At 63.1% G+C, this 23,411-nt stretch carries 25 protein-coding genes and 1 pseudogene; 5 read left to right on the forward strand and 21 right to left on the reverse strand.

What is annotated here, in order from left to right:
- Window positions 1-25: 25 nt before the first annotated feature.
- From ABEA02_RS18905 to ABEA02_RS18960, 12 genes are all read right to left on the reverse strand, one after another.
- On the reverse strand, window positions 26-292 hold the full coding sequence (locus tag ABEA02_RS18905) for a hypothetical protein (protein ID WP_345534660.1): 267 nt from the start codon (window positions 290-292) through the stop codon (window positions 26-28).
- Entirely contained in the window at window positions 289-501 is a 213-nt protein-coding gene (gene nifT, locus ABEA02_RS18910; RefSeq protein ID WP_345534661.1) for a putative nitrogen fixation protein NifT, read from the reverse strand. Before nifT ends, ABEA02_RS18905 begins: the two co-directional genes overlap by 4 nt.
- Before the next feature lie 42 nt (window positions 502-543).
- A complete protein-coding gene (locus tag ABEA02_RS18915) occupies window positions 544-1,707 on the reverse strand; it encodes a cysteine desulfurase family protein (protein ID WP_345534662.1) in 1,164 nt (387 codons plus the stop codon).
- Between the two features lie 289 nt (window positions 1,708-1,996).
- Window positions 1,997-2,359, reverse strand: coding sequence for a DUF3024 domain-containing protein (locus ABEA02_RS18920; protein ID WP_345534663.1), 363 nt, complete (start codon window positions 2,357-2,359; stop codon window positions 1,997-1,999).
- 15 nt (window positions 2,360-2,374) lie between these two features.
- Entirely contained in the window at window positions 2,375-2,620 is a 246-nt protein-coding gene (locus tag ABEA02_RS18925) for a nitrogen fixation protein NifZ (RefSeq protein ID WP_345534664.1), read from the reverse strand.
- Window positions 2,613-3,038 carry a nitrogen fixation protein NifZ gene (locus tag ABEA02_RS18930; RefSeq protein ID WP_345534665.1) on the reverse strand — a complete coding sequence of 142 codons (426 nt, stop codon included), beginning with the start codon at window positions 3,036-3,038 and terminating at the stop codon, window positions 2,613-2,615. The genes ABEA02_RS18925 and ABEA02_RS18930 overlap by 8 nt, the downstream gene beginning before the upstream one ends.
- On the reverse strand, window positions 3,031-3,852 hold the full coding sequence (locus tag ABEA02_RS18935) for a 4Fe4S-binding leucine-rich repeat protein (protein ID WP_345534666.1): 822 nt from the start codon (window positions 3,850-3,852) through the stop codon (window positions 3,031-3,033). Before ABEA02_RS18935 ends, ABEA02_RS18930 begins: the two co-directional genes overlap by 8 nt.
- Complete coding sequence (locus tag ABEA02_RS18940) at window positions 3,849-4,439, reverse strand: tetratricopeptide repeat protein (RefSeq protein WP_345534667.1); 591 nt, start codon at window positions 4,437-4,439, stop codon at window positions 3,849-3,851. Before ABEA02_RS18940 ends, ABEA02_RS18935 begins: the two co-directional genes overlap by 4 nt.
- A gap of 27 nt (window positions 4,440-4,466) precedes the next feature.
- On the reverse strand, window positions 4,467-4,889 hold the full coding sequence (locus tag ABEA02_RS18945) for a HesB/IscA family protein (protein WP_345534668.1): 423 nt from the start codon (window positions 4,887-4,889) through the stop codon (window positions 4,467-4,469).
- A gap of 44 nt (window positions 4,890-4,933) precedes the next feature.
- A complete protein-coding gene (locus ABEA02_RS18950) occupies window positions 4,934-5,134 on the reverse strand; it encodes a YfhL family 4Fe-4S dicluster ferredoxin (RefSeq protein WP_345534669.1) in 201 nt (66 codons plus the stop codon).
- A gap of 83 nt (window positions 5,135-5,217) precedes the next feature.
- Window positions 5,218-6,915, reverse strand: a complete 1,698-nt coding sequence (nifB, locus tag ABEA02_RS18955; RefSeq protein WP_345534670.1) for a nitrogenase cofactor biosynthesis protein NifB — start codon at window positions 6,913-6,915, stop codon at window positions 5,218-5,220.
- Between the two features lie 343 nt (window positions 6,916-7,258).
- Window positions 7,259-8,833, reverse strand: coding sequence for a flavin monoamine oxidase family protein (locus tag ABEA02_RS18960; RefSeq protein ID WP_345534671.1), 1,575 nt, complete (start codon window positions 8,831-8,833; stop codon window positions 7,259-7,261).
- A gap of 421 nt (window positions 8,834-9,254) precedes the next feature.
- On the opposite strand from ABEA02_RS18960, the gene ABEA02_RS18965 reads away from it, so the two are divergent.
- Window positions 9,255-10,772 (forward strand): protein adenylyltransferase SelO, encoded by a 1,518-nt coding sequence (locus ABEA02_RS18965; RefSeq protein ID WP_345534672.1) that lies wholly within the window; start codon window positions 9,255-9,257, stop codon window positions 10,770-10,772.
- Window positions 10,773-10,857: 85 nt separating this feature from the next.
- Window positions 10,858-11,286, forward strand: coding sequence for an Ohr family peroxiredoxin (locus ABEA02_RS18970; protein ID WP_345534673.1), 429 nt, complete (start codon window positions 10,858-10,860; stop codon window positions 11,284-11,286).
- A 253-nt stretch (window positions 11,287-11,539) separates the two neighbouring features.
- On the opposite strand, the gene ABEA02_RS18975 is transcribed toward ABEA02_RS18970, so the two are convergent.
- A complete protein-coding gene (locus ABEA02_RS18975) occupies window positions 11,540-12,073 on the reverse strand; it encodes a hypothetical protein (RefSeq protein ID WP_345534674.1) in 534 nt (177 codons plus the stop codon).
- A 173-nt stretch (window positions 12,074-12,246) separates the two neighbouring features.
- Here ABEA02_RS18975 and ABEA02_RS18980 point away from each other — a divergent pair, with 173 nt between their 5' ends.
- The gene (locus ABEA02_RS18980; protein WP_345534675.1) at window positions 12,247-12,489 is read left to right on the forward strand and encodes a hypothetical protein; all 243 of its coding nucleotides are present in this window, start codon (window positions 12,247-12,249) and stop codon (window positions 12,487-12,489) included.
- A gap of 13 nt (window positions 12,490-12,502) precedes the next feature.
- Here ABEA02_RS18980 and ABEA02_RS18985 read toward each other — a convergent pair whose 3' ends face one another.
- On the reverse strand, window positions 12,503-12,868 hold the full coding sequence (locus tag ABEA02_RS18985; protein WP_345534676.1) for a hypothetical protein: 366 nt from the start codon (window positions 12,866-12,868) through the stop codon (window positions 12,503-12,505).
- A gap of 48 nt (window positions 12,869-12,916) precedes the next feature.
- On the opposite strand from ABEA02_RS18985, the gene trxA reads away from it, so the two are divergent.
- Entirely contained in the window at window positions 12,917-13,300 is a 384-nt protein-coding gene (trxA, locus tag ABEA02_RS18990) for a thioredoxin (RefSeq protein ID WP_345534677.1), read from the forward strand.
- A gap of 5 nt (window positions 13,301-13,305) precedes the next feature.
- Here the strand turns inward: trxA and ABEA02_RS18995 are convergent.
- The 4 genes and pseudogenes from ABEA02_RS18995 to nifA all read right to left on the reverse strand — a co-directional run bounded on the left by ABEA02_RS18995 (window position 13,306) and on the right by nifA (window position 17,653).
- Window positions 13,306-13,895, reverse strand: a pseudogene (locus ABEA02_RS18995) (DUF938 domain-containing protein).
- Entirely contained in the window at window positions 13,895-14,446 is a 552-nt protein-coding gene (locus ABEA02_RS19005; protein WP_345534679.1) for a GNAT family N-acetyltransferase, read from the reverse strand. The pseudogene ABEA02_RS18995 and the gene ABEA02_RS19005 overlap by 1 nt, the downstream one beginning before the upstream one ends.
- Window positions 14,447-15,808 (reverse strand): (Fe-S)-binding protein, encoded by a 1,362-nt coding sequence (locus ABEA02_RS19010; RefSeq protein ID WP_345534680.1) that lies wholly within the window; start codon window positions 15,806-15,808, stop codon window positions 14,447-14,449.
- A gap of 165 nt (window positions 15,809-15,973) precedes the next feature.
- Window positions 15,974-17,653, reverse strand: coding sequence for a nif-specific transcriptional activator NifA (gene nifA / locus ABEA02_RS19015; RefSeq protein ID WP_345534681.1), 1,680 nt, complete (start codon window positions 17,651-17,653; stop codon window positions 15,974-15,976).
- 434 nt (window positions 17,654-18,087) lie between these two features.
- Here nifA and ABEA02_RS19020 point away from each other — a divergent pair, with 434 nt between their 5' ends.
- Window positions 18,088-18,495: a SoxR reducing system RseC family protein gene (locus ABEA02_RS19020; RefSeq protein WP_345534682.1), complete on the forward strand. Its 408-nt coding sequence runs from the start codon at window positions 18,088-18,090 to the stop codon at window positions 18,493-18,495.
- 148 nt (window positions 18,496-18,643) lie between these two features.
- On the opposite strand, the gene ABEA02_RS19025 is transcribed toward ABEA02_RS19020, so the two are convergent.
- From ABEA02_RS19025 to ABEA02_RS19035, 3 genes are read right to left on the reverse strand one after another with little or no spacing between them, the layout of a single operon-like run.
- Window positions 18,644-19,804, reverse strand: coding sequence for an oligogalacturonate lyase family protein (locus ABEA02_RS19025; RefSeq protein WP_345534683.1), 1,161 nt, complete (start codon window positions 19,802-19,804; stop codon window positions 18,644-18,646).
- Window positions 19,805-19,826: 22 nt separating this feature from the next.
- A complete protein-coding gene (locus tag ABEA02_RS19030; RefSeq protein ID WP_345534684.1) occupies window positions 19,827-21,728 on the reverse strand; it encodes an ABC transporter substrate-binding protein in 1,902 nt (633 codons plus the stop codon).
- A gap of 37 nt (window positions 21,729-21,765) precedes the next feature.
- Window positions 21,766-23,397, reverse strand: a complete 1,632-nt coding sequence (locus ABEA02_RS19035) for a family 43 glycosylhydrolase (protein ID WP_345534685.1) — start codon at window positions 23,395-23,397, stop codon at window positions 21,766-21,768.
- Between the last annotated feature and the right edge of the window lie 14 nt (window positions 23,398-23,411).

The following is a 23,411-nucleotide window of genomic DNA, read 5'->3' on the forward strand; positions in this document are numbered from 1 at the left end:
GTGCGGCAGCCAGACATGTCGGAACTCACATGTGCTGCGTCAGCACCAGCCCCACCGCCTGGCCGGGGTCAGCCGTCACCGACCAGCAATGACCATCGCTCTGCATGAGGTAGAGGTCGCGATCACCGATACGCAGCACGGGGGTTTCGCCGCGCATGTCCAGCGCGTCGACGGCCGAAGCACGGAATCCCGGCAAGGCTTCGCGCACGGCCTTGACGGCGTCATTGAGGGTTACGCATTGCAGCGTGAGGCGTGCGACGTGCGTGAGTTGTTCGGCATTGATGGCCATCATTCACCTCCGACTTTCTTGGCTTCAACCGTGATGGGCAGCTTGGTGTCAGCCGGCATTTCGGGCAGGGACATGTCCCAGCCGTTGCCGAGCTTGACGAGGCCGCCCCACATCTCGGGGCGTTCCATCGAGACGATGGGTTCCTCGAGGTCTTTCTTGGGCACGTACAGCGAGAGTTCGCCTTTGCCGTTCTTGCGGATCATGACTTTCATATGTGCTGGCTCACAGTCAGGAAGGTTGGGTGTGGAAGGGAATCAGTGCGCCGGCGCGGGCGCCTCGGGGTTGCTGCCAGCGGCGTCGTTCGCTTCGGCGACGGCACGCAGTGTGGCGACGACTTCGCTGATGTCGGCAAGCTGCGTATCGCGGCCCAGTGAGAGGCGGATCGCGCCGAGCGCGACGTTGCCAGCGACACCCATGGCGAGCAGCACATGCGAGGGATCGGAGCCGCCCGACGAACAGGCCGCGCCTGAGGAAGCGAAGATGCCGCGCCGTTCGAGCCTGTCGAGCAGCTTGTCGGAGGACATGCCGGCGACGGTGAGGCACACGGTGTTGGGCAGGCGCTCGGCTTCGGCGCCGTAGATCGTGACGCCCGGTACCTGCTCGATGAGGCCGGCCTCCAGCGCTTCACGCAGCGCGGTCTGGCGGGCGGCTTCGGTTTCAAGCGTTTCGCGTGCGTGCCGTGCCGCGGCGGCAAAGCCGACGATGCCGGCGAGGTTTTCGGTGCCACCACGACGTGCACGCTCCTGCTGGCCGCTGAGCAGCGAGGACCAGGTGAGGCCCTTACGCACGACCAGCGCGCCGATGCCCTTGGGACCGTGCAGCTTGTGCGCCGAAACCGACATGAGGTCAGCACCCCACTCCGCAAAACTCAGCGGCAGCTTGCCGAGCATCTGGGTAGCATCGACGTGCATGGGGATGCCACGCTCGCGCGCCATCGCGGCGATTTCACGCACGGGTTGCAGCACGCCGGTTTCGTTGTTGGCGGCCATCACCGAGATCAGCGCGGCATCCTGTTGCAACATCTCGCGCAGCGCATCGAGGCGCACGCGGCCGGCGCTGTCTACCGGCAGCAGGTCAACCGTGACGCCTTCCTGGCGCAGACGCAGGGCGCTCTTCATGTAGCCGGCGTGCTCGATGGCCGAGAGGATGATGCGGCGTGGCATCTCGGGGCGATGCAGGGCACCGTGCAGCACGTGGTGGTTGGATTCGGTCGCGCCACTCGTGAAGATGATCTCGACAGGCTGTGCGCGCAGCAGCAGGCCAACCTCGGCACGCGCGGCGGCCAGCTCGCGCCTGGCTTCCTGCCCCAGCGGATGCTTGGATGACGGATTGCCCCAGCAGTCCTGCATGCAGGCGTTCATCGCGCTGATCACCTTGGGCAGCGGGCGCGTGGTGGCGTTGTGGTCGAGGTAGATCATGCTGTGCTCCGATCAGGCCATTCGCCAGATGCAGGGGTCGCCGCCGTCATTCCCGCGAATGCGGGAATCCAGCGTCGTTGAAAGTCACTGGATTCCCGCACGAACCCTCTCCCCCAACCCCCGCTCTGCGCCCCACAGTTGGCAATGCATTGCCAACCGGCTGCGCAAGCGAGTTGCATGCAACTCGAAACCCTTGCTTCGCCCCGCGAGCGGGAGAGGGGAGCGGAATGCGGCTGCGCCGAACGTAAAGCCGGCGGGAATGACGAATCTGAGGGAATGTGATGAACGTTCATGGCCAGAACACCCGCTCGCTGTCCTTACAAAGTACGGCCAGCAAGGCGTCGAGGTCTTTGTATTCGTCGTGCAGCAGCCACATGTCGAGCTGGTGGTCACGCGAGTAGAGCAGCCAGGAACTGCCCAACTGTTCGATGCGGGCGATGTCGATCACGCCGCCTTCGGGGTCGATGTTGCGTGAGCAACAGGGACTGGTGACGAGATAGCCGGCGTCAGTAACGTGCACCTCGGGCTCGACGTAGCGGTAACGTTCGCGGTCCTTCAGCGCGCGCTGCAGGCGTCGGCGCGTGAACTCCTGTTGGCCGACCAGCACCGAAGCCTTCTTCTCGATGGGGTGCAGGGTGCGCATGGCGTTCATCACCGACGACGCGCCTCACAGAGGCGCGATCTCCTCTTCCATCACGCCGACCACGCAGGGGCGTTCGGTGCCGAACTCGACGATGTAGACCGGCAGGTTGGCTTCTTCGTGATGACCGATCTGCACGATCTCGCCGGGCGTGCCGATGGCAACGAGCAGCGCGTCTTCGGGCATCTCGGGATAGCTGCCGTCGTTGTAGAGGTCGATCAGCGCGGACACGCGCTGTCCCCACTGGTACTTCGCTTCGCGCATGTCAAACATGGCCTTCTCCTTCTTCAACACGAATGCCGCCAATCTCCACATCGACTGCCTTGATCGGCGGCGCCTCCTGCACTGCCCCCACCTTGGCGCGGTTGAGCTGGGCCATCTTTTCAGGGCCGAGGGCTTCTATGACGTGTTCGGGCAGGTTGTCGAGGGAGACCAGTTCGCGGCCGCGCATGCCGACGCGGTTGCCGGTCTCGATGAACTCGACGGCATAGATGTAGTACTGCTGCAGGAAGGTGTTGATGCTCTGGATGAAGCCGACATCGCCCTTGCGTGCGAGCACTTCACCGATGTCCTTGCCGCAATAGGTGCCATCGTTGCGGATGGTGTAGCGCGTGACCACGCGTTCGCCGTAATTGAAGATCGGCGGTGCGGTCAGTTCTACGGTGTCGCTGTCGCGGCTGATATCACCCATGGCGTACTCCTTCCCTGCTGCTGGCGGGGGCACTGCCCACGCCGAGTTGTTCCAGTCGCAACAAGGCCTCGTTGCGCACTTCGGGTTCTTCGTCGTGCTCGCTCATCTGGCGCGCGAGTGCGGCGTCGGCGCGCTGGGCAACTTCCCAGCGCACTTCCCAGGCGGGGTCTTTCGCCATGCGCGACAGCAAGGCCTGCGGCATGCGCTGCACGACTTCGCGGCGCACGGCGACCTCGGGGTCGTCACACATGTCGAGCAGGCGGGGCATGGGCATGCGTTTGGCGACTTCGAGGCGCACTTCCCACTCGCGGTCGTGCATCACACGAGACAGCATGCCCTCGGGCACGCGGCGGGCGACGAGCTTGCGCACGTAGTAGTCCTCGTCGTCCTTCATCGCCAGCAGTTCGCTGCCTTCGAGACGCATGGCGACGCGGATGCGCACTTCGCGATGCGGGTCATCCCTCAATCGCACGGTCTGGCCCAGCGGCAAGCGCACGGCCACCGACAGGCGCACGGTTTCGTCTTCGTCGTGAATCAGCGATTGCAGGCGGAACACGTCGGCGTGGCGGCAGGCAATGGCGCGCACTTCGAAGTACGGGTGACCGAGGAAGTCGTTACCGAGATGCGGGTTCCACTTGAAGAAGCGGTCTACGCGCTTGGCGTAGCGGTCTTCGACGCAGGCATGGGCAAGCTCGCAGCGCATCTCGCTGGCTTCATACTTCGCGCGGCTGGGGCAGGTGTCGCAGTCGAGCGCCGTGCCATGCCAGTCGACGAGGGGAATGTCCTGTTCGAAGCGCGGGACGGCGACCATCATGACAACACCTCGTCGGCGCCGACAGTGCGCGCGCCTGCAATCTCGGGACAGTCTTCGTAACCGATGTCGTCACGCCCCATGCGGGCGAGCACGGCGTCGAGCACGCGGTAGCCGACTTCGTCCGCCGGATCCAGCTCGTTGAGGCGCGCAATCGCCGCACGCCCTTCGTCGAGTTCGCCAAGGCGCAGGCTCAGGTAGGCATAACCCTTGAGCGTGAAAAGAAAAAAGCGCGGTAGCGGCTCCAGTGCAGCGGAGCGGTCGCGCGGAAAGTTGTCGGCGCTGACGTCCTGCCAGCGCGTGGTGCGCAGGCCCAGCGCCATCAGCGCGACAGGCAACGCGTCGATGGCGATGCCGCGCGCCTCCTTGAGGCGATTGCCGTAGAAGTGGAAGCGATACAGCGCGATCAGCACCGCCGGGTGCGTGGGTGCGAGCGCGCGTGCTTCTTCGAGCAGGGCTTGCGCCGTGGCAACGTCGTTGCGGTTGAGGCCCGCGCGACGGATCAGTGATTCGGCAGCAGGAGGCAGTCCGCCCCCCAGCACGGCGACATCGAAGTCTGCAACGTTCGATGCCAGGCTGCTGGACGACATGACATACCTCCCTCTATGCGCAGCGGTTCAGTGGCGGCGGATCGCGTCGATCGACACGGTGACCACGCCAGGCAGCGATGCGGCCGGCGCGTGGCTGTGGTCGTGACCATGATCATGACCAGCCGAGGGACCGCTGCTGCTGCAGGCGCACGGCGCCTGATTCGGGTTGATGAAGGTCAGCCCGCTCTTGGTCGGCGTATCGGCGAAGTCGATAGTCACGCCTTCGAGCAGCAAGCGCGACTCGGCCGTGAGGAACAGCTTCACGCCGTTGACTTCAACCACGGAGTCGTTGGCCATGGGTGCGGCTTCGACGGTGAACTCGGAGTTGAAGCCGGAGCAGCCACCGGCACTCACTTGCAGGCGGAAGCCGGCACCTTCGGGTTGGCCGGAAAAACGCACCATGCGCGAGATGAACTTGGTGGCGGCGGGAGTCAGCGTTACGTTGGTCATGATGTCCTCGGTGGGATGGATCCGCGGGATCCCCGGCGGGGTCCTCAGGCGGCGAGCGGGATGATGCAGTCGTCGATGGGGCACACCGCGACACATTGCGGCGTGTCGTAGTGGCCTTCGCATTCGGTGCACAACTCTGGGTCGATCACGAAAAGATTCTTCTTTTCGCTGATGGCATCGTTGGGGCACTCGGGTTCGCAGGCGGAGCAACCGGTGCAGACGTCGGCAACAATGGTCAGGGACATGATGGACTCCTTGCTTGTTCAGCACATTTGCATGTGCGGTTGTTACTGCCCGGCCCTCGCGGGCCGGGCTACTTCTTGATGCTTCAGGCAGCAGCCGTGAATGCGCCCTGACGGATCGAGGCGTCGCCACGCGGCTGATGCTCGATGACGCCATCGACCACACGGCTGGCATAGTCGGCGAACCAGGACAGTGCAGCCTTCTCGATGAACTCATCGACGTACTGGTCGATTGGCTCGATGCCGGCGGACTTGAGCTCGTCCTTCGGACAGGCGCCGATCTTGGCCACCAGCACGGCGTGGCAGTCATTGATGGCGCGCACCACCGAAGGCAGTTGCTCGTCGTCACCGAAGCCGCCCTGGCAGTACTGGTCGACACGGCGGTGGCCAACGAACAGCGCCTCCTTCGACGAGACTTCGAAGATCTGGAACTCGGTGACGTGACCGAAGTGTTCATTCACACGGCCACCACCCTTGGTGGCGACGGCGACGAGCACCTTGATGTTTTCGTCGAAGGCGATCTCCGGTTGTGCGGCAAGGGCTTCGACCTTGGCAGCGTGCTGGGCCTGGCGTTCGGCCTCGACCTTGTCCTGGTAGCTGCGGCGACGGTCGAGGTCGTAGACCACTTCCATCTCTTCGATCTTGTCGAGCGTGAATTCCTTGCTGCGGTCTTCCCCGAGCAGGCCGACGGCGTCCGCACGGCATTGGCGACAGTGACGCATCAGGTTCGCGCCGCCCATGCAGGCGTCCTGCACAGCCTTGAGCTCCTGCGCGGTCGGGCCACGCTGGCCGTTGAGGCCGAAGTAGGTGCCGTGCTCGGGTTCCGAGATCAGCGGCATGATGTTGTGCAGGAAGGCGCCGCGCTTCTTCACTTCGCGGTTCACTTCGATCATGTGCTCGTCGTTGATGCCGGGGATCAGCACCGAGTTGATCTTGGTGAGGATGCCGCGCGCGGTGAGCATTTCGAGTCCCTTCATCTGCTGTTCGTGCAGGATGCGGGCGGCTTCGACGCCGGTTACGCGCTTGTGATCCCAGAAGATCCACGGATAGATCTTGGCACCGATCTCGGGGTCGACCATGTTGATGGTGATGGTCACGTGATCGACGTTGTACTTGGCGATCTCGTCGACGTTGTCGGGCAGTGCGAGGCCATTCGTCGAGAGGCACAGCTTGATGTCAGGCGCCTGCTCCTGCAGCATCCTGAAGGTATCGAAGGTCTTCTTCGGATTGGCCAGGGAGTCACCGGGGCCAGCCACGCCGAGCACCGTCATCTGCGGAATTTCGCTGGCGACTGCGACGACTTTCTTGACGGCCTGTTCGGGCGTGAGCTTCTGCGAAACGACACCGGGGCGCGACTCGTTGGAACAGTCGTACTTGCGGTTGCAGTAGTTGCACTGGATGTTGCAGGCCGGAGCGACCGCCACGTGCATGCGTGCGTAGTGGTGGTGAGCCTCTTCGGAGTAGCAGGGATGGTTCTTGACCTTGTCCCAGATTTCCTGCGGCATGTCGTCGGGGCCACCTGACGATCCGCAACTGGCCTTGCCTTCTCCGCCATGGGTACCGCAACCACCACCGGTTGCAGGAATATCGGCGGGGGTAGCCAGCGCATTGTGACTGGACTTCAGATCGGCAATGCTGACGTAGCTTGCTGTTGCACCTTGCATGACGTACTCCTTGTTCTGCAGCGCTGTCTGCTCTTCCTGGCAGACAGATCCTGCTCGGCTGGGGCTGGCGAAGGGTAAATAGCCAGTTCCGTGCCACTGCCATTTCTTCTTGATATTCATAAGCTTGCAGATTCCTGCACGACGCAGGTGGCGGCGCACAAAAGCGACGCACACGACAATTCACACAAACACTTGCAGCGGCATTGCGCGGGGCTTGTCGGGTTCACCACAGGGCCGTCCAGGCCACGAGGTGAAGCGACCGTTGGCTCCCCCGTCATTCCCGCGAAGGCGGGAATCCAGTGACTTTGCGGCGGGATCGAACGACGCTGGATTCCCGCCTTCGCGGGAATGACGGCAGCTGGGGGCAGGCGGAGACATCAGCAGCGCTGCAAGGAACTCACACAAAAAAACGGGCGGCCAGCTCTCACCGGACCGCCCGACCAATGCAAAGAAAACTTTTCACCTAATGCGCAGCCGCCTCCGCGCGATCAAGCAACTGTTCATTCACGCTCAGCGCAAACTCGCGCCAGGCCGCCGCCATCTCGCGGCGGATGGCCTGCAGGTATTCGGCATCGGGGTCGTGCTCGGTGGGGAAGTTTGAAATCGCGCACGAGGTGGCGTTGTGCGTAACCGCCGCCGTGAGGAAAACATCACTGAAACCCACGAAGGGCTCCAGCACGCGCGGCGTGAGCGCCGAGCGGCCCTTCTCTACCGGCACGCCATCGAGGTCGAGCGCGAGACCGGCGAGTTGCGTCAGCGCGGCGGCATAGAACTGCCCCACCACCTCCATCACGGCGACGCGCGTAGGCGCTTCGAACTGCTGTGTGGAAAGGGTCTGCATGAGCATGCGCCGATAGTTGGCAATCGCCTCTTCGCGCCGCGCGGTCACCCAGGCGGCGAATGCGTCGAGGCTGCCGGCATTCGTCTCGGCGAGCGGCGGCGGCACGACGCGCAGCTGCGGGCGCTCGTCGAGTTGCTGCCACACACGCGCGGCAACTTCAAGCGCGCCTTCCATGTAGCCCGCAGCCTGCGCTGCAGTCTCGCTGCCGGCAAAGTGCAGCTTGCCGGCCCAGTGCGCACGCGCATAGGCTTCCACGCCGTCTTCGGGGTGCTCGTTGCGCGACACCGCATCCATGCCGCTGCACGTGAAGCGCTCGGTCGCCCAGTCACGCATGTGCAGCTCACCATCTGCCGCCTGCGGCCCGAAGAACTGCGAGAGCTGACTGCCGATCATCATCGGCAGCGCGGCCTTGAAGGCGGTGCGCACCGAAGGCGGCATGGCAACGAAGCCTCCCAGTGCGCCCGGCGTGCCGGTCGATGAAGAGGCGTCGAAAATCTCGGCCAGCACGGCCTGCGGATGCGTCACGAAAGCGTTGCCGGCAAGCCCGCCGTCGCGCCACCAGGCGCGGTCGAAGCCGCAGGATGTCTTGGCGGCCGATGCCATCCAGGTGGGCGTGGCACGCAGTGTTTCCACCATTTCTGCTTCCAGTGCCGGCGTGAAGGAAAGACGCTCTTCGACAAGGCGAGGAGGCAGTGCGAGAACGACATTGCGCGCACTCAGCACGACGGTTTCCTTGCCCGTCCAGCAATGCACTTCGACATGCGTGCCCTGGTCGAACAGACGCGTCACTTCATAACCGAAGCGCAGGCGCTCTACCGACAGGCGCTGCAGCAAGGCATCGACCAGCGAACGCATGCCACCCACAACGCGCTGCGCGCCGTTATGCACCCCGGGTTGCGGCAAGGCTTCGGGGCTGCCATCGCCCTGCGCGAGAATCATGATGGTGCCGCTGTCGTGCTGCGCGAAAGTCTGCAGGCCCAGGTCAGCGAGCAGGCGCGTCATGCGCGGCTGCGTCTCGGGCCAGAACCATCCGGGGCCCAGATCGTGCGCAAGGCCGTTGGCGTCGCGTTCGGTGTCGATACGGCCACCCGGACGCGGACGGGCTTCTACCAGGAGATAGTCGCGGCCGGCGAACTGCAGCTTGCTGGCAAGGCTGAGTCCGCAAAGGCCAGCGCCGACAATGAGTGTGTCGAGCATGGCAGTCCTCTCTGTGAGACGCGTGTTATGGCACTCATACAGCAAGCATCGTTCCACGCCCGCGCGAACCGCAACGCGGACTCCGTCACCCGGGTCCGACGGCTCCCCTTCGCGAAAGAGGGGCGAAGGAAGATTGGCTTGGGGCCTTGATTGGCGAGGTAAAGCCGATTCCGTCCTCTACCTTTTTTGCAGAAGGAGGAAACCCACCTGTCCTGCGTGTCGTCCCCGACTTGCGTACGGCATCAGCAACGACGCCGCGTCGACTTTGTCGCAATCCACACACATCACGCGGGCTGCGTCTGTGCAAATCCGCGCAAAAGCGCATCGCGACGCGGCTGGCAAGCCAAGGCGCGATCCTTGCGTTTACCTCTGGTGCTGCATCAAAGCCCGCCAGAAGGCCAGCTCAAAGGTTTGCTCCGACATGAATGCCCCGCACTTGCCCGACCTGAAGAACGCGCATCCGCTCGAAGCCCTGCCCTTCGACAACCATTTCGCGCGACTGCCCGCTGCGTTCTACACGCGACTGCCGCCGACAGGTATCCCCGACCCCTACCCCATTGCCGTGAGTCCCGACGCGGCATCGCTGCTTTCGCTCGACCCGGAGGCCGCGTCGCATCCGCGTTTCACCGACTACTTCGCAGGCAACCGTGCGCTGCCCGGCAGTGAGCCGCTGGCTGCGGTGTATTCGGGCCACCAGTTCGGCATGTGGTCGGGCCAGCTGGGTGACGGTCGCGCGCATCTGCTGGGGGCGGTGCAGACGCCTGCCGGCCCGATCGAACTGCAGCTCAAGGGCGCAGGGCCGACGCCTTATTCGCGTTTCTCGGATGGTCGCGCCGTGCTGCGCTCATCCGTGCGCGAATTCCTCTGCTCGGAAGCCATGCATGCGCTGGGCGTGCCGACCACGCGCGCGCTGAGTCTTATCGGCAGCAATCTGCCGGTGATCCGCGAGAAGGTCGAGACGGCTGCGGTGGTCACGCGGCTGGCGCCGAGCTTCGTGCGTTTCGGCTCCTTCGAGCACTGGTCGGCACTCGACCGCAATCACGAACTGCGCGTGCTGGCCGATTACGTGATCGACAACTTCCGCCCCGCCTTGCGCGAACGCGACAAGCCCTATGCCGCACTGCTCGTCGACGTCTGCGAGCGCACTGCCGAGATGGTGGCGCGCTGGCAGGTGCTGGGCTTCATGCACGGCGTGCTCAACACCGACAACATGAGCATTCTGGGTCTCACGCTCGACTACGGCCCCTTCGGCTTCATGGAAGCCTTCGACCCGAACCACATCTGCAACCACTCCGACACGCACGGCCGCTATGCCTGGCGGATGCAGCCGCGCGTGTGCCACTGGAACCTGCTGGCACTCGGTGACGCGCTGCAAAGCCTGATCGGGCACCCGGATCACATTCGCGAGCTGATCGAGCACAGCTACTGGCCGCATTACGAGCGCTGCTTCCAGCAGGCCGCCAACGCGCGCCTGGGGCTCGCGCAAGTGCTGCCCGGTGACGCCGATTTCGTCGGCGAGACTTTCGGCCTGCTGCAACGCCAGCGGCTGGACCTTACCTGCTTCTTCCGCGCCCTGAGCCATCTGCCGGCACAGGCCTCGCGCGAAGAGCGTGTCGTCAGCGACGCACCACTGCGCGAGCAGTTCAGCGACCGCGACGAGGGCCACGCCTGGCTGCTGGCCTGGCGCACGCGGCTCGCACGTGAGGGTCGTGACGACGCCACACGGCAAGCTGCCATGCTGGCCTGCAACCCGAAATACGTGCTGCGCAACTGGATAGCCGAAGCCGCGATCCGCGCCGCCGGCACGGGTGACTTTGCATTGGTGACGCGCCTGCTTGAATGCCTTCGTCATCCCTTTGACGAACAGCCTGACAACGAAGCCTGGTCCTCTCCCCCGCCGGACTGGGCCGACGGCCTGACGGTCAGCTGCTCAAGCTGAGGCTCCACAAGATGTTGCCCGCCCCCTTTCCCCTGCTCTCGTCACGGTGTGCAAGGGATTTTCATCGCCAGCCCGGAGAATCACCATGGATCTGATCTACAAAACCCGCGTCTTCACCCAGGGCGGCCGCAACGGCCGCGTGCAGAGCGAAGATGGCCTGCTCAAGCTCGACCTCGCCCAGCCCGCCGAAATGGGCGGCACCAAGCCCGGCGCCAACCCCGAACAACTCTTTGCGGCGGCCTATGCCGCGTGCTTCGAGAACTCGCTGCGTCACATCATCCGCAGCGACCACCTGCCCGTGAAAGGCTGCATGGTCGAAGCCGAGGTGTCGCTGTTCAAGAACTTCGAAGAGGCCTACCGCTTCTCGATCAACTTCGCCGCCATCCTGCACGGCATCGATCAGGGTACGGCCGACTCGCTGGTCGAACGCGCGCTGAAGGTGTCGCCCTACACCGATGCGACGAAGAACAACGTGACGGTGAAGGCGGTGGCGGTGCTGGAGAATCCGGCTTGATAGTCGCCTGCGCGCCGCGTAACCGCGGCCGGCGTCCTCCCTGGATGCCGTCATTCCCGCAAAGGCGGGAATCCAGCGGCGTTCGAAAAGTCACTGGATTCCCGCCTTCGCGGGAATGACGGCCGAGCGTGCGGTTTGTTCGCGCGTCTCCACCCTGCTTTTTCCGAGCCCGCAACACGGCAAGCCGTTCCCTCCCCCTATGGGGGAGGGTGCCCCGTCAGGGGCGGGAGAGGGGAAATCGCCCCCCTGCACCTCACTCCCCGCGCAGCACGCAGCCCTTCTCCAGCAGGTTGGCCACCGAGTGGATCTCGCAGTCCTGAACCAGCTCGTCGCGCCATTCTTCGGCGGCGATGGGGTCGCGAAAGGTGTATTGCCAGATGCTGCCTTCGCCGAGTTGCTCGAACCAGTTGCCCTCAGGTTTGAGGTGCAGCAGACCCAGCACGTAGCCCACACCAGCGAAGCGACGACTCGCGCGGCTCATGTCTTCCTCAAACAGGAAGAGCTTTTCGCCGTCGTGCTCGGCGATCACCTCCCAACTATCCTCGCTGCCCGTCAGCAGGTCGTAGAGCGCGGCAGCGCGCGTCGGGTCAGTCTCGCAGCCTTCGTCGCACCAGCCTTCAATAACCGAAGCCACGTAGCGCTGCAGGCTGGCCGGCGCTTCTTCAATGAGGCCCTGGCAGGCCAGCACGCAACGGTCTTCAGCATCAAAACCGAACAGGGTAATGGCGCGCGCCGTTTCGATGACCTGCGCACTCACGACACGACTGGCAATTGCATTCATATTCAACCTCGACTGCTGCAACACGGTTTGAAGGGTTTGCGACAAGCCCGCACGCGCACTTGTGCCCACACCAGGCCATCGCCCGCATTGCCGCGTGCTGCAAGCACTGGTGTCTTTCTTGCAAAGCAAGTTGCGAACCGCCTCACACAGACACTTCAGAAACCCATCAGGAGAGCACCATGGCAGTCATCCCCGGCTTCTTCATCGACTGGAACGGCAAGGCACGACGCACAGAAGACGCGGGCGGCGGCTTCGTCGTCGACGTCGACCCCGTTGCGAAATACGTCGCGCTGTACACCGAGAACGGCACCCTCATGCACGAAGCGACTTTCTACAAGTCTCTGGAAGACATCGAGAAGCGCGGTATCAAAGCGTCTCTCGTGGATGGCGCGATGCCCTGGGGCGTAAAGAACGAATGGTGAGCGCCGTCAGGCGTCACATGCGGAAGGCGAACAGGTCTGGCAACTTCGCCCTGTACTGCCGCAGGTGATAGCCAGTGATGGGCACCAGCGTCTCCAGCGCGTACCACACGGTGTCTTTCTGCGCGCGTGACAGGCACGGCAATGCCGCGCCAAGCTCACGCCAGGCCTGCCAATTGATGGCGGGCATCTGCTCCCGGACGTCGACGGGCAGCAGGCTGACCGTATCAATCATGATGCGCAGATGCTTCTTGATTTCGCGACGCGTGAGACGCGAAGCGAAGTACTGGGCGCGATCCATGTCGCCCATCAGGATCTGCACGGACCAGCCGGCATCGAAGAAGTTGGCGAGCAGGCCAGCGGCGTAGAGGGCGCCGCTCATGTACGACTCGCAGACATTGAATGAACGCCCCCACAACAGGAAATCGATATGGCCACCATTCCGCTCACCGAGGAAACATTCAGGAACACCGTCGACAATCACCCCTTGGTGATCATCGATTTCTGGGCCAGCTGGTGTGGGCCATGCAAGAACTTTGCCCCGATCTTCGGAGCCGCTGCGGAACGGCACCCGGACATCCTCTTCGCAAAGGTGGACACCGATGCCGAGCAGGGGCTCGCAAGTGCCTTCGGCATACGCTCGATCCCGACCCTGATGGTGATCCGCGAGCAGATCATCGTCTTCCGCGAGCCGGGTGCCATGACCGCAGGTGCGTTCGAGCAGCTCATCGCGCAGCTGCGTGCCATGGACATGGACGAAATCCGTGCCGAGCTCAAAGCGCAGGAAGAAGGCGACCCGGATCAGCCTGGATGAGCGCGTCAGCCGCGCATGCGCCAAACCAGGCAACGGTTGTTGGCGGGCATTTCGCAGTCTTCGACGAGCACCAGCCCCGCAGCGCGTGCCAAAGCATCCACGGCCTCGAAATCGCGGATGCCCTGATGCATGCCGCGTTCCTTCAACCACAGATCAAAAGCGGCGTTGCTCTCGCTGGTGAACTGCCCGCCATAGTTGAACGGGCCGTAGACAATCAGCGTCCCTTCGGGTCGCAGCACACCCGGAAGTTGCGCGAAGAATTGCTGAACCTGCAGCCAGGACAGGATGTGGAGTGTGTTGGCCGAGAACACCGCATCGTGCTGCCGAGTGGGCCAAACTCCGTCAACATCCAGCAACAAGGCAGCCGGTGTGTTGGGCAACGCTGCATGGGCCAACCAGGCCGAAATGCCGGGCAGGTTGTCCGCCACATCCGAACACTGCCAGACAAGCTGCGGCAGAACGCCGCGAAATGGATGGCGTGCTGCCCGGTACCACTGCCCAGCTCGAGTACATGGCATGGCCCCGTCAGATGATCGCGGAGCACGGCGAGGATCACGTCACGGTTACGGGCGCAGGACGGCGCATCGGGTTTCATCAGTCTCTCGTCAGGGCGTACAGCCAGACATCACGTGGTTCGGATGATACGTTGGGATGCACAAGTCCGCGCCGCAAACGGCCTTCGCAGCACCAGCCCAGCTTTTCGAGCAGACGTCGGGAGGCGTGGTTGTCAACATCGCACTGCGCCTCCAGACGCCATGCCCAGGCTTGTTCGAACACGCGTTCACAGACGGCCGCTATAGCCTCCGCCATCAAGCCTTGTCCCCAGCACGATTGCCGCAGGGCATAGCCCAGACGCAGCACATGGTCGTGCCTTGTCAGTTGCAGGAAACCAGCGACATCGTGCGCTGCACTGCCTTGCTGAAGCAAAGCCCAGGTCCAGGCGGCGCCACGGTCGGCGCGCAACAGGTCGTGGCTGATCTGCTGACGTGTTTGCGTGATGGACGCATGACACAACCAGCCGAGGTAACGCGTCACAGCGGCATCACCACTGAGTCGGCTGAACTGCACCTCGGCGTCTGCCGGGTGAGGCTTGCGCAGCAGCAGGCGCGAGGTGCTGAACTCACCGGGCGGCCAGCTGTGCGACATTCAACCGACGTCCTGCAGGGCATCGCGCAGCAGGCGTACGACATGCTGGCTGTCGCGCTGCGCCCCGTCACGGATCTGGTGACGGCAGCTCATGCCATTGGCGATCACACGGGTCTCGGCCGGCTCGTGGCGCAATGCGGGCAGTAGCGATAGCTCGGCCATGCGCATGGAGACATCGTAGTGCTCTGCCTCGAAACCGAAACCACCCGCCATGCCACAGCAGCTCGATTCGATGAATGTCACCTGCAGACCGGGCACCAGACCGAGCAGCTTGCGCATGGCCTTCATGGCGCCGAAAGCCTTCTGGTGGCAATGTCCGTGCACGGCCACACGCCGACCTGCCGCGTCGGCAAAGCACAGCTGCAATCGCTTTGCGTCATGTTCGCGCACCAGAAACTCCTCAAGTAGAAAGGCCCCCTTGGCAATCCTCGGCACGCGTTCGCCGAGGCCCAGCGCGTGATACTCGTCGCGCAACATCAGCAGGCATGAGGCCTCCAGGCCGACGACCGGAATGTCGCGTTCCACAAAGGTCCACAGCGCGTCGACCACCCGCTGCGCCTCGGTGCGGGCTGCTTCGATGAGACCAGAAGACAACCAGGTTCGCCCACAACACAGCGGGCGCTCACCCTTCGCAGCACGCACGAGATGAACGCGGTAACCGGCCGTCACGAGCAGCTCCCGTGCGGCCTGTGCGTTGGCCGGCTCCAGCTCGTTGCTGAAGGTGTCGACGAACAGGGCAACCTCGCGCCCGCCCTCGGGCCCCGACACGACATCTTCCTGTGTCGCCAGGAAGCTGCTTGCCGCCGGGGCGGGAATCGTGCGGCGTGCCGAAATGCCCGTAATGCGCTCTGCCAGGCTGGCCAGCAGTGGAACACGGTTGCGCAGCGACACCAGCCAGGCCAGGCGCCGGAGCCAGGGCAGCAGCCGCGGCACGCCGGCCAGCAAACGTTCGCGCAGCGGTGGCTTGCCACGCGCCAACCAGCGCTGCGCAAGGCTCTCGCTTTTCAGCAGGGCCATGTCAGTACCATTGGGGCACTCACGCTTGCAGCCCTTGCAGCCGACGCATAGGTTCATGGCCTGCGTCAGCGCATCGCTGAGAAAAGGCCGAACGCCGAGCTCACCGTTCAGCGCAGCCTTGAGCGTGGCAGCGCGATGGTGGGTGGAGTGCTGCACGTTCTGGGTCGCGCGGTAGCTGGGGCACATGACGCCCTTTTCCTCGCGCTGACACTGGCGGTTGCCGATGCAGACCGCTGCAGCCTTGCCGAAGCCGCCGCCCGCAGAAGGCAACTGCGCATAGGCATCGCCAGCGCCATAACTGTCGTAAGCGGACCAGTCGAGTTGCGGAGTAACCGGTGCATTCATGATGTGTCGCCATTCGTTGTGACGACAGGCCTCGCGCAAGATGAATGCCAGAGGTGCAGCGAACCCCGCTGTGGCACGGCCCGTCAGCGATCGCGCCAGATTGCGGGCCGGGTGTCGCTTCGCTGGCGCATGCCGACCTGTCGGGTTGTCGACAAGCCGGGCACTTCAGAAGCGCCGCACCTCGATGTTGTACTTCTGCAGCGCGTACCCCATCTGGCGCGGGGTGATGTTGAGCAGGCGGGCCGCCTTGGCCTGCACCCAGCCACACTGCTCCATGGCCCAGATGAGACGTTCGCGCTCGCCGTGCGGCTTGTCCGAGCCGAACTGCCGTGCTGGCGCGGCGACGGTGACGTCTGCATCCACCTCATGCGTATCTTCCATCGGCGGTGCCGCGCTGGCCGGCGGTGGGGCCACCGGCTCGGCAGACGGCAGATTGAGCACTGGCGACACGGCATCATCCTTCTTCATGAAGTGCAGCACCTGCGTCAGACAGCGATTGACCGAGCAGGGGAAGTCGTCATGACCGATGGTGTCCTGGTGTGCCATGGTGGCGGTGCGCTCGATACAGTTCTCCAGTTCGCGCACGTTGCCTGGCCAGTAGCACTGCAACATCACCTGTTCCCCGCCCGCATCCAGCACCATCTGCCGACCGTTCTCACGGTTGAAGCGCTCAAGAAAATGGCGCGCCAATGCGGGAATGTCGTCACGACGCTCGCGCAGCGCGGGCAGGAAGATGCTGACCACGTTGATGCGGAAGTACAGGTCGGCACGGAAGGTGCCCGCCGCCACCATCTTCTCCAGATTGCGGTTGGTCGCACAAACGAGACGTACGTCGACCTTTATCGACTTGCTACCCCCGACGCGTTCGAACTCGCGCTCCTGCAGCACACGCAACAGCTTGGTCTGGAAGGACGGGGAGATGTCGCCGATCTCATCAAGGAACAGCGTGCCGCCATCCGCCAGTTCGAAGCGGCCCTTGCGATCACCACTGGCCCCGGTGAAAGCGCCTTTCTCGTGGCCGAACAGTTCCGACTCCAGCAAGGACTCTGATAGCGCTGCGCAGTTGAGTTTGATGAAAGGCCCCGCCTTGCGCGTCGACAGTTCGTGGATGGCGCGCGCAATGACTTCCTTGCCCGTGCCGCTCTCGCCACGCAACAGCACGGTGGAGCGCGATGGCGCAACCTGGTGCACCTCTGCGAACACCTCCTGCATGCGCCGCGAGCTGCCCACCACGTTGTCCAGCTTGAAGCGTGTGCGGGTCTCGCGCCGCACACGCTTGGACTGGGTGAGCAGGCGCTCGTGTTCGTCGCTGACGACACGGCGCAGCGCGACCGATTGGCCAACGAGGTTGGCCACCATCGACAGCAGGCGCACGTCGTTGCCAAAACCACCATTGAGACCTGCGGCACGATCAATCGACAGCACGCCAAGCGTTTCGCTGCCGCCACGGATGGGAACACCCACGAAGCCGATGGTCTCGCCACGCGCCTCATCTACCGATCCCGTGCGGTTCAGGAACAGGGGCTCGTTGGAAATGTCCGGAATCACCATCGGCGTCCCGGACGAGAACACGCGCCCGATGATGCCCTCACCAGCCTGGTAGCGCCCGCCCATCCACTCGGCCGCAGAGAGCCCCACCGCAGCCTGCAGGGTCAGTGTTTCGCCATCCTCTTCCACCAGCACGATCATGCCGCGCCGGAAGTCGAGATGATGCGCAAGAACATTGAGCGCCTCGCGCAGGGTTTTCGACAGATCGAGAGACGAGCTCAGGATCTTGCTGATCTCGTAGACCGTAACCAGCTCTACATTCGCACGTGCGTTCAAATCGATTCCACTCGCCAGCATGACGCGACCCTCCGCGTAACGATAAGCGAACCCTTGAACTGCCCTGTTCTTCTTGGTGTCCGGACGCCGGGTACCGCATGAGGCCAACCCTTTCCTCAGGGGTTCCTTAGCAAACAACGTACCGAATGGGCATGCCAGCCGGCGGAACGCGGAAGATGGCGTGAAATCAGGCGTTTAAAAGGTGGCGCCAGAGTGTGTCTGAGGCGCTGGCGTCTGCTGGCAAAGCGACAGGCAGGCATGTTCGCCCCAACTGGCGTCATACCCGTCAAAACAGGGCATAGCGTCAGACAATTGCGCCAAGATCCAACCATCAATCGCGACAAAACAAACAATGCAACAAGGTACGCGCAGCACCGGCAGCGCGGAACGCCGCGCATATCGGCTTCGGCACGCAGTTTGCTGCGATCCCGACATCCTTTCCGGGAGATCAGAGAATGAGCACCACTCAGGGTCGCATCGTCGGCATCGTCGGCAACAGCGTCGAACTCGCAATTGCCGAACAGTCCGGCTGCGGCAGCTGCCGCAGCAAATCGTCGTGCGGCGTCGGCACAACGCGCGCCGTGGTCGTCGACGACCTCACGCTCAGCCAGCTGCGCCAGGGAGACAAAGTGGAGATCAGCATGCCCACCGCCATGACACTCGGCCTTGCGGCGGCGCTGTACATTCCGCCGGCGCTGGGCTTCCTGCTCGGAACCGTCATCGCGACCGCGTGGGGTGCCGGCGACAGCCTGTCCCTGCTTGCCGGCCTCGCCGGCCTCGTCACAGGCTTCTTCGCCGCACGCCGGCTGACCACGCTCCTCGGCACGAGCCCCCAGCCCGAAATCCGCCCGCAGCGAGACTGAGTCGCCGATCCGACTGGCTCAAGGCGTTACTCACGCCCCGGACGGCTCCCAACTCGAGAGGACACGGCATCAGAGCCAAGCCGAGGTCACCGTGCAAAACTTCCAGCATCCACGGATCGATTGGCTTGGCGTCGTTTTCACCCGCCGACTAAGAATCGGGCGGCACGTCCGCAAGGTATAGCGCAGGCTCCCCTTCAAAGTCGCTGGTATAGAGCACGCGCCGCTCGTCCGGCGTAAACGAAGGATGTGGGTGAGTCACCTGGTGATTGCCACGGATCTCGCGCCAGCTGGTGCGATGCGCAGCAATGCGCGTGACACGCTGTCGTTCCGGCTGGAACAGATAAAGCCAAGGATCAGGCTCGAACTGGAATGCGGCCTTGTCCGCGATGTCGTCCAGATGACCTGCGCCGTCGCCCACCAGCAAGCTGCCATCGTGATTGCTCATGATGTGCGAGCACGGGGGCATGGCCATCAAGCGACGATTCTCAAGCGTGACGGGGTCGGCCTCGCAGATCCAGCGCTGCTGCTCACCATGGCGATAGCTCACGTACATCATGCGCGAACCATCCGGCACCCAGAACTCGTGCATGCAGCTCTCACCTGCGTCCTGTTTCTTGACGCACCTCAGCTTGCTGCCATCCGAATTCACGAGCCACATGCGCGCATCGACAAGATCGTGCGGCCCTTCGTGGCAAAAGGCCATGGTTTCGTCGTCAAAAGGCCGATACATGGGATGTCCCATCCAGCGCCGCTGGTCGAGCACCACGCGTGCTGCGCCAGTCTGCATATCGACAGACAACAACTGACAGCGGGGATTGCGCGCGAGCTGGCGATGAAACTGTTCCCAGCCCTTGCCTGCCGCGATATCTTCCCGCGCCAGCAGCATGGCCGCCAGATGCGTGCCCGCGCTGTTGGGCACCCAGGTGCCTGCGCCTTTCCAGCCCTCGGGAACAAGGAAAACGGGGTCCTCTTGCAAGGTCGCGAGATCGACCCGATAGAGCACGCTATTGCCCTTCACATAGCAAACCGCTTGCTCGTCAGGTGTAATGAAGGCGCCGAAGGCGTTGTCACCTGCGCCTTCAGTCAGCTGAGTGGCCTGCGCGGTGACGAGGTCAAGCAACCAGCAGTTCCAGTGGCCGTCGAAGCCGCCACCGAACAACAGGTAGCGGCCATCGGACGTAAAGCACTTCTGGTAGAAGTAGGTGCGGTGGCACACCACCTCCGGCGGCGTCAGGCGGGTAATGCGCACACCGGTATCTGGGTCACGGAATTCGTGAGACCGCAGTGTGCGCGTGGAGCCTTTTGCCATATTGCGCGACCGGAGGCGGGGCTCAGCGGCGGAAGTAGTATTGCTGCGGCAGCGAACCCGCCGGCGTTGCGTAGGGCCAGGCCCAGGGCATGCTGTCAAAGACGTTGACCAGTCGCTTGCTGACGATGCCCGGCACCTTGGGGGTGGCGACGGTACCGATCACTTCGAACTCGTCTGCGGCCAGCTGCAAAATCTGCTTGAGCAATTCATCTGCCTCGGCCGGGGACTTCGCAACCTTCCACTGGTCGTTCAGCTGCAAACGACGCTTCATGCTCGGCGAGGGTTCCTCACCCTGCTTGCCGCCGCTCTCAGCCCACTTGAACCACTGCAGACTCTGCCGCGACTCCATCGACCAGACCATCACACCGGTCTTGTCGAACTGCGGGTCGAGACCGCCACCAACAACAAAAATCGCCATATCGTAGTCGTTCGTATTGGAACGATCATAGAACAACGAGCGTTCAACGCCCTGGATAACCAGATCGACACCAACCCGCGCCCATTGCTTGCGCAACAGCTCGAGCACATCGACATAGCTGGTGCTGGCGACCTGCACGATGGCGCCGATGCTCACCCGGCCACCTTGCGGATACAACCGGATCCCGTCGGCGTCACGCTTGGAGAGACCGAGCTTATCGAGCAAGGCGTTTGCTGCAGCAACGTCAAGCTTGGTGTGCTGCGTCGCAAGCTGGGCGTTGTAGAAGCGGTTGCCTTTCTTGGGGCCGATCTGCCAGGGGTATGACTGTCCGAGGAATACGGTTTCGTTGATCTCTTTGCGATCTGTTGCGAGGGACAAGGCAACGCGGAAGTCCTTGTTGCGAACCATCGCGCGAAGCTTTTCATTCTTGGTGCTCTGGTTGAGGAACAAACCCGCTGCGTTGGAACTGGCGTCCTCCATCTGCAAGACCTTGTAGCCGCCCTTGGCTGCGTTTTCGTTGAGCACAGGCAGATTCTGGATCACACCGATGTGGCGGAACTGCAGATCCAACTGACCGTTGATAGCTGCAAGCACGATGGTCTCAACTTCAGAAATGACTTGCAGCCGCAGCTCATCAATGTAGGGAAGCTGGTTGCCCTTGGTATCGGTCTGCCAGAAATAGGGGTTGCGTTTGAGTACCACCCGGCTCGCAGAACCGCCGTAGGGCTCGACAATCACCCAAGGATCCAGGGTCGGACGCGCAGTGTTCCCCCAACGCGTCGGCACTTCGATGTCGCCACACTTCTGACGCATCAAGGCCCCCCAATCACGCTGGTTGTTGGCTTTCAGGAGTTCGTCAATTTTGGGGTTGTACTTGGGGTGGAACTGGCTGCAATAGTGCTTGGCATAGAAAACCGGCTGCTGCCCTGTCGGATGTGCGAGGTTCTCGAGAAATGGAACGAACGGCCCGGCAAAGCGGAAGCGCACCGTGTAATCGTCAATCTTCTCGACCTGCATGGGCTTATCGTTAACGCGGAACTGCGACGGTGGTGCCGTAATGAATTCCTTGTTGACCATCAGATCCTGCGTGTAGAACAGGATGTCATCGGCTGTAAACGGCGTGCCATCTGACCAGCGCATGCCTTTGCGCAGGTAGAACGTGTATTCCGACGAGTCCGCGTTCGTAGTCCAGCGCTCGGCAATGTTGGGCACGATCTTGGTCATTTCCACATTCCAACGCACCAGGCCCTGATTGCCCACCACGCGCAAGATTGCGTTGTGATCACCGTTGCCGCGCAAGGCATTGCGCAGCGTGCCGCCATACTGACCCACGCTGTGCAGTGGTGTGATGACTTCAGGCTTTTCGGGCAAGCGCTTCACCAGAGGCGGTAGCTTGCCTTCTTTCACTTGTGCCGCCAGAGCGGGCGCCTCACCGGCGCTGGCCGCGCTCACCAGCCCAATTGCGAACAGCGTGCCGACGCAGCGCACACTCAATCTCCTGATCATGACAATGTCTCCTGTTTTGGCTGTACTGCGAGCGCGCTCAATCGCGCAGCGCTTCAAATCTGAAATTGCGGAACCGTACTTCGCCGCTCCCTGCGGCATAGAAACCAGGGCGCAGGCTGAGAAAATCGAATGCGACGTTGTGGTGGTAACCCGAGACCTCCATCTGGGTGCCGAACTTGTGCCAGGTCTGGCCGTCGCTGCTTGTATGGATTGTTACGACGTGATCGCGCAAGCTCACTCGCATGAAAACGCGACGACCGATGAGATGCGCCGGGCGCGCCAATACGCGCTCGGTGCCGTAGCGGTGCATCACCAGGTTGTTTGCGTTAAGCCCCAGACCCACGTAGAGCCGCCTGCTGTAGAACAGCAGCACCCCACCCTGTGCGCCCTCATCGATATCGAGTTCAACCTCGAACCGATAGGCGCGGTCCCCGGTCACACAGGTAAGCGGTGAGCAGTCGGCCGGGCTGCTGCCGCGTCCTTCGATAACCAGCGCCCCGTTGTCGTAACGATGTCGCGCGGCGCCAGGCTGTGGATCGTAGAAGCCCCATTGCACACCCATTCGATCCGTCGAGAAGTCATCCGACAAAGCCTGACCATGCGGAACGGCGCGACCGACAACAGGCATGGGCAGCGGTTGGGCCACGTCACCGCCAACGGCGCGGAACCAGCCATCGGAGGTCCACTCGATGGGCTCCAGCAGGGTCTGCCTGCCAAGGTTGTAGTAGCCCTTCTCGTAGGCGTGGTAGACCATGTACCAGGCCCCGGTAGGTCCTTCTACCAGCGTGGCATGTCCGCGCGACCACCAGGCTTCACTGGACGACCGCGTACGCAGGATGGGGTTGTGCGGTGCATTCTCCCAAGGGCCATGAATCGAGCGCGAGCGTGCGCAGATAACCATATGCCCCGTCGCCGGCCCGGCTGTACCGCCCTCGGCCAGCACCATGTAGAAGTACTCGCCGTGACGCGTGATCTTCGGGCCTTCTTGCGCAAAGGCTTCAACATCCCACTCCTCGGGGTAGGCCCAACCATCATAGACATGCTCCATTTCGCCGACGATGGACAGACCGTCATCGGACAGTTGAACGCGCCCCCCACCAGACAGGAACAGGTAACGCTTGCCATCCTCACCCACCGCATGCCCGGGATCAATGCGCGGATTGCCAAGGTCAACCGGATCGCTCCAGGGGCCACGAATGTCATCGGCCCAGATCACATGAATGCTGCCGCGCCCGCCAAGTCCTTCTCCCTTGAGCCGTGTGGGGATGTAGAGGTAGTAGCGGCCTTCATGTTTGATCAGCTCGGGGGCCCAGACCGAACCGATGGGCTGCTTCAGTGCAGCAGTGACCGGCTGCCAGTTGACCAGATCGCGTGAATGCCAGATCACCAGACCGGGATACGCATCGAACGACGAGAAGGTCATGTAGTAGTCATCACCATCCTTGAGGATCGAAGGATCCGGATGGTCGCCCGGCATGATCGGGTTGAGGTACCGGCCATCACCCAGGTCGGCCTTGCGCTGCCCCTCGATGCCGCGTGCCCAAGGCACACACTCCACCCCAGGCAGGGCAGGTGTGACCGCGGCTTGCATGGCAGGCGAGTGACGTCGCGCGAGGAACCAGCCAGCCAGCAGGCCGGCCAACAGCACGAAGATGAGGAGCAGAGGCATGTCGATTTCGAGGT

The sequence above is a fragment of the Viridibacterium curvum genome (assembly GCF_039544165.1).
In the GTDB taxonomy this organism is placed as follows: domain Bacteria; phylum Pseudomonadota; class Gammaproteobacteria; order Burkholderiales; family Rhodocyclaceae; genus Viridibacterium; species Viridibacterium curvum.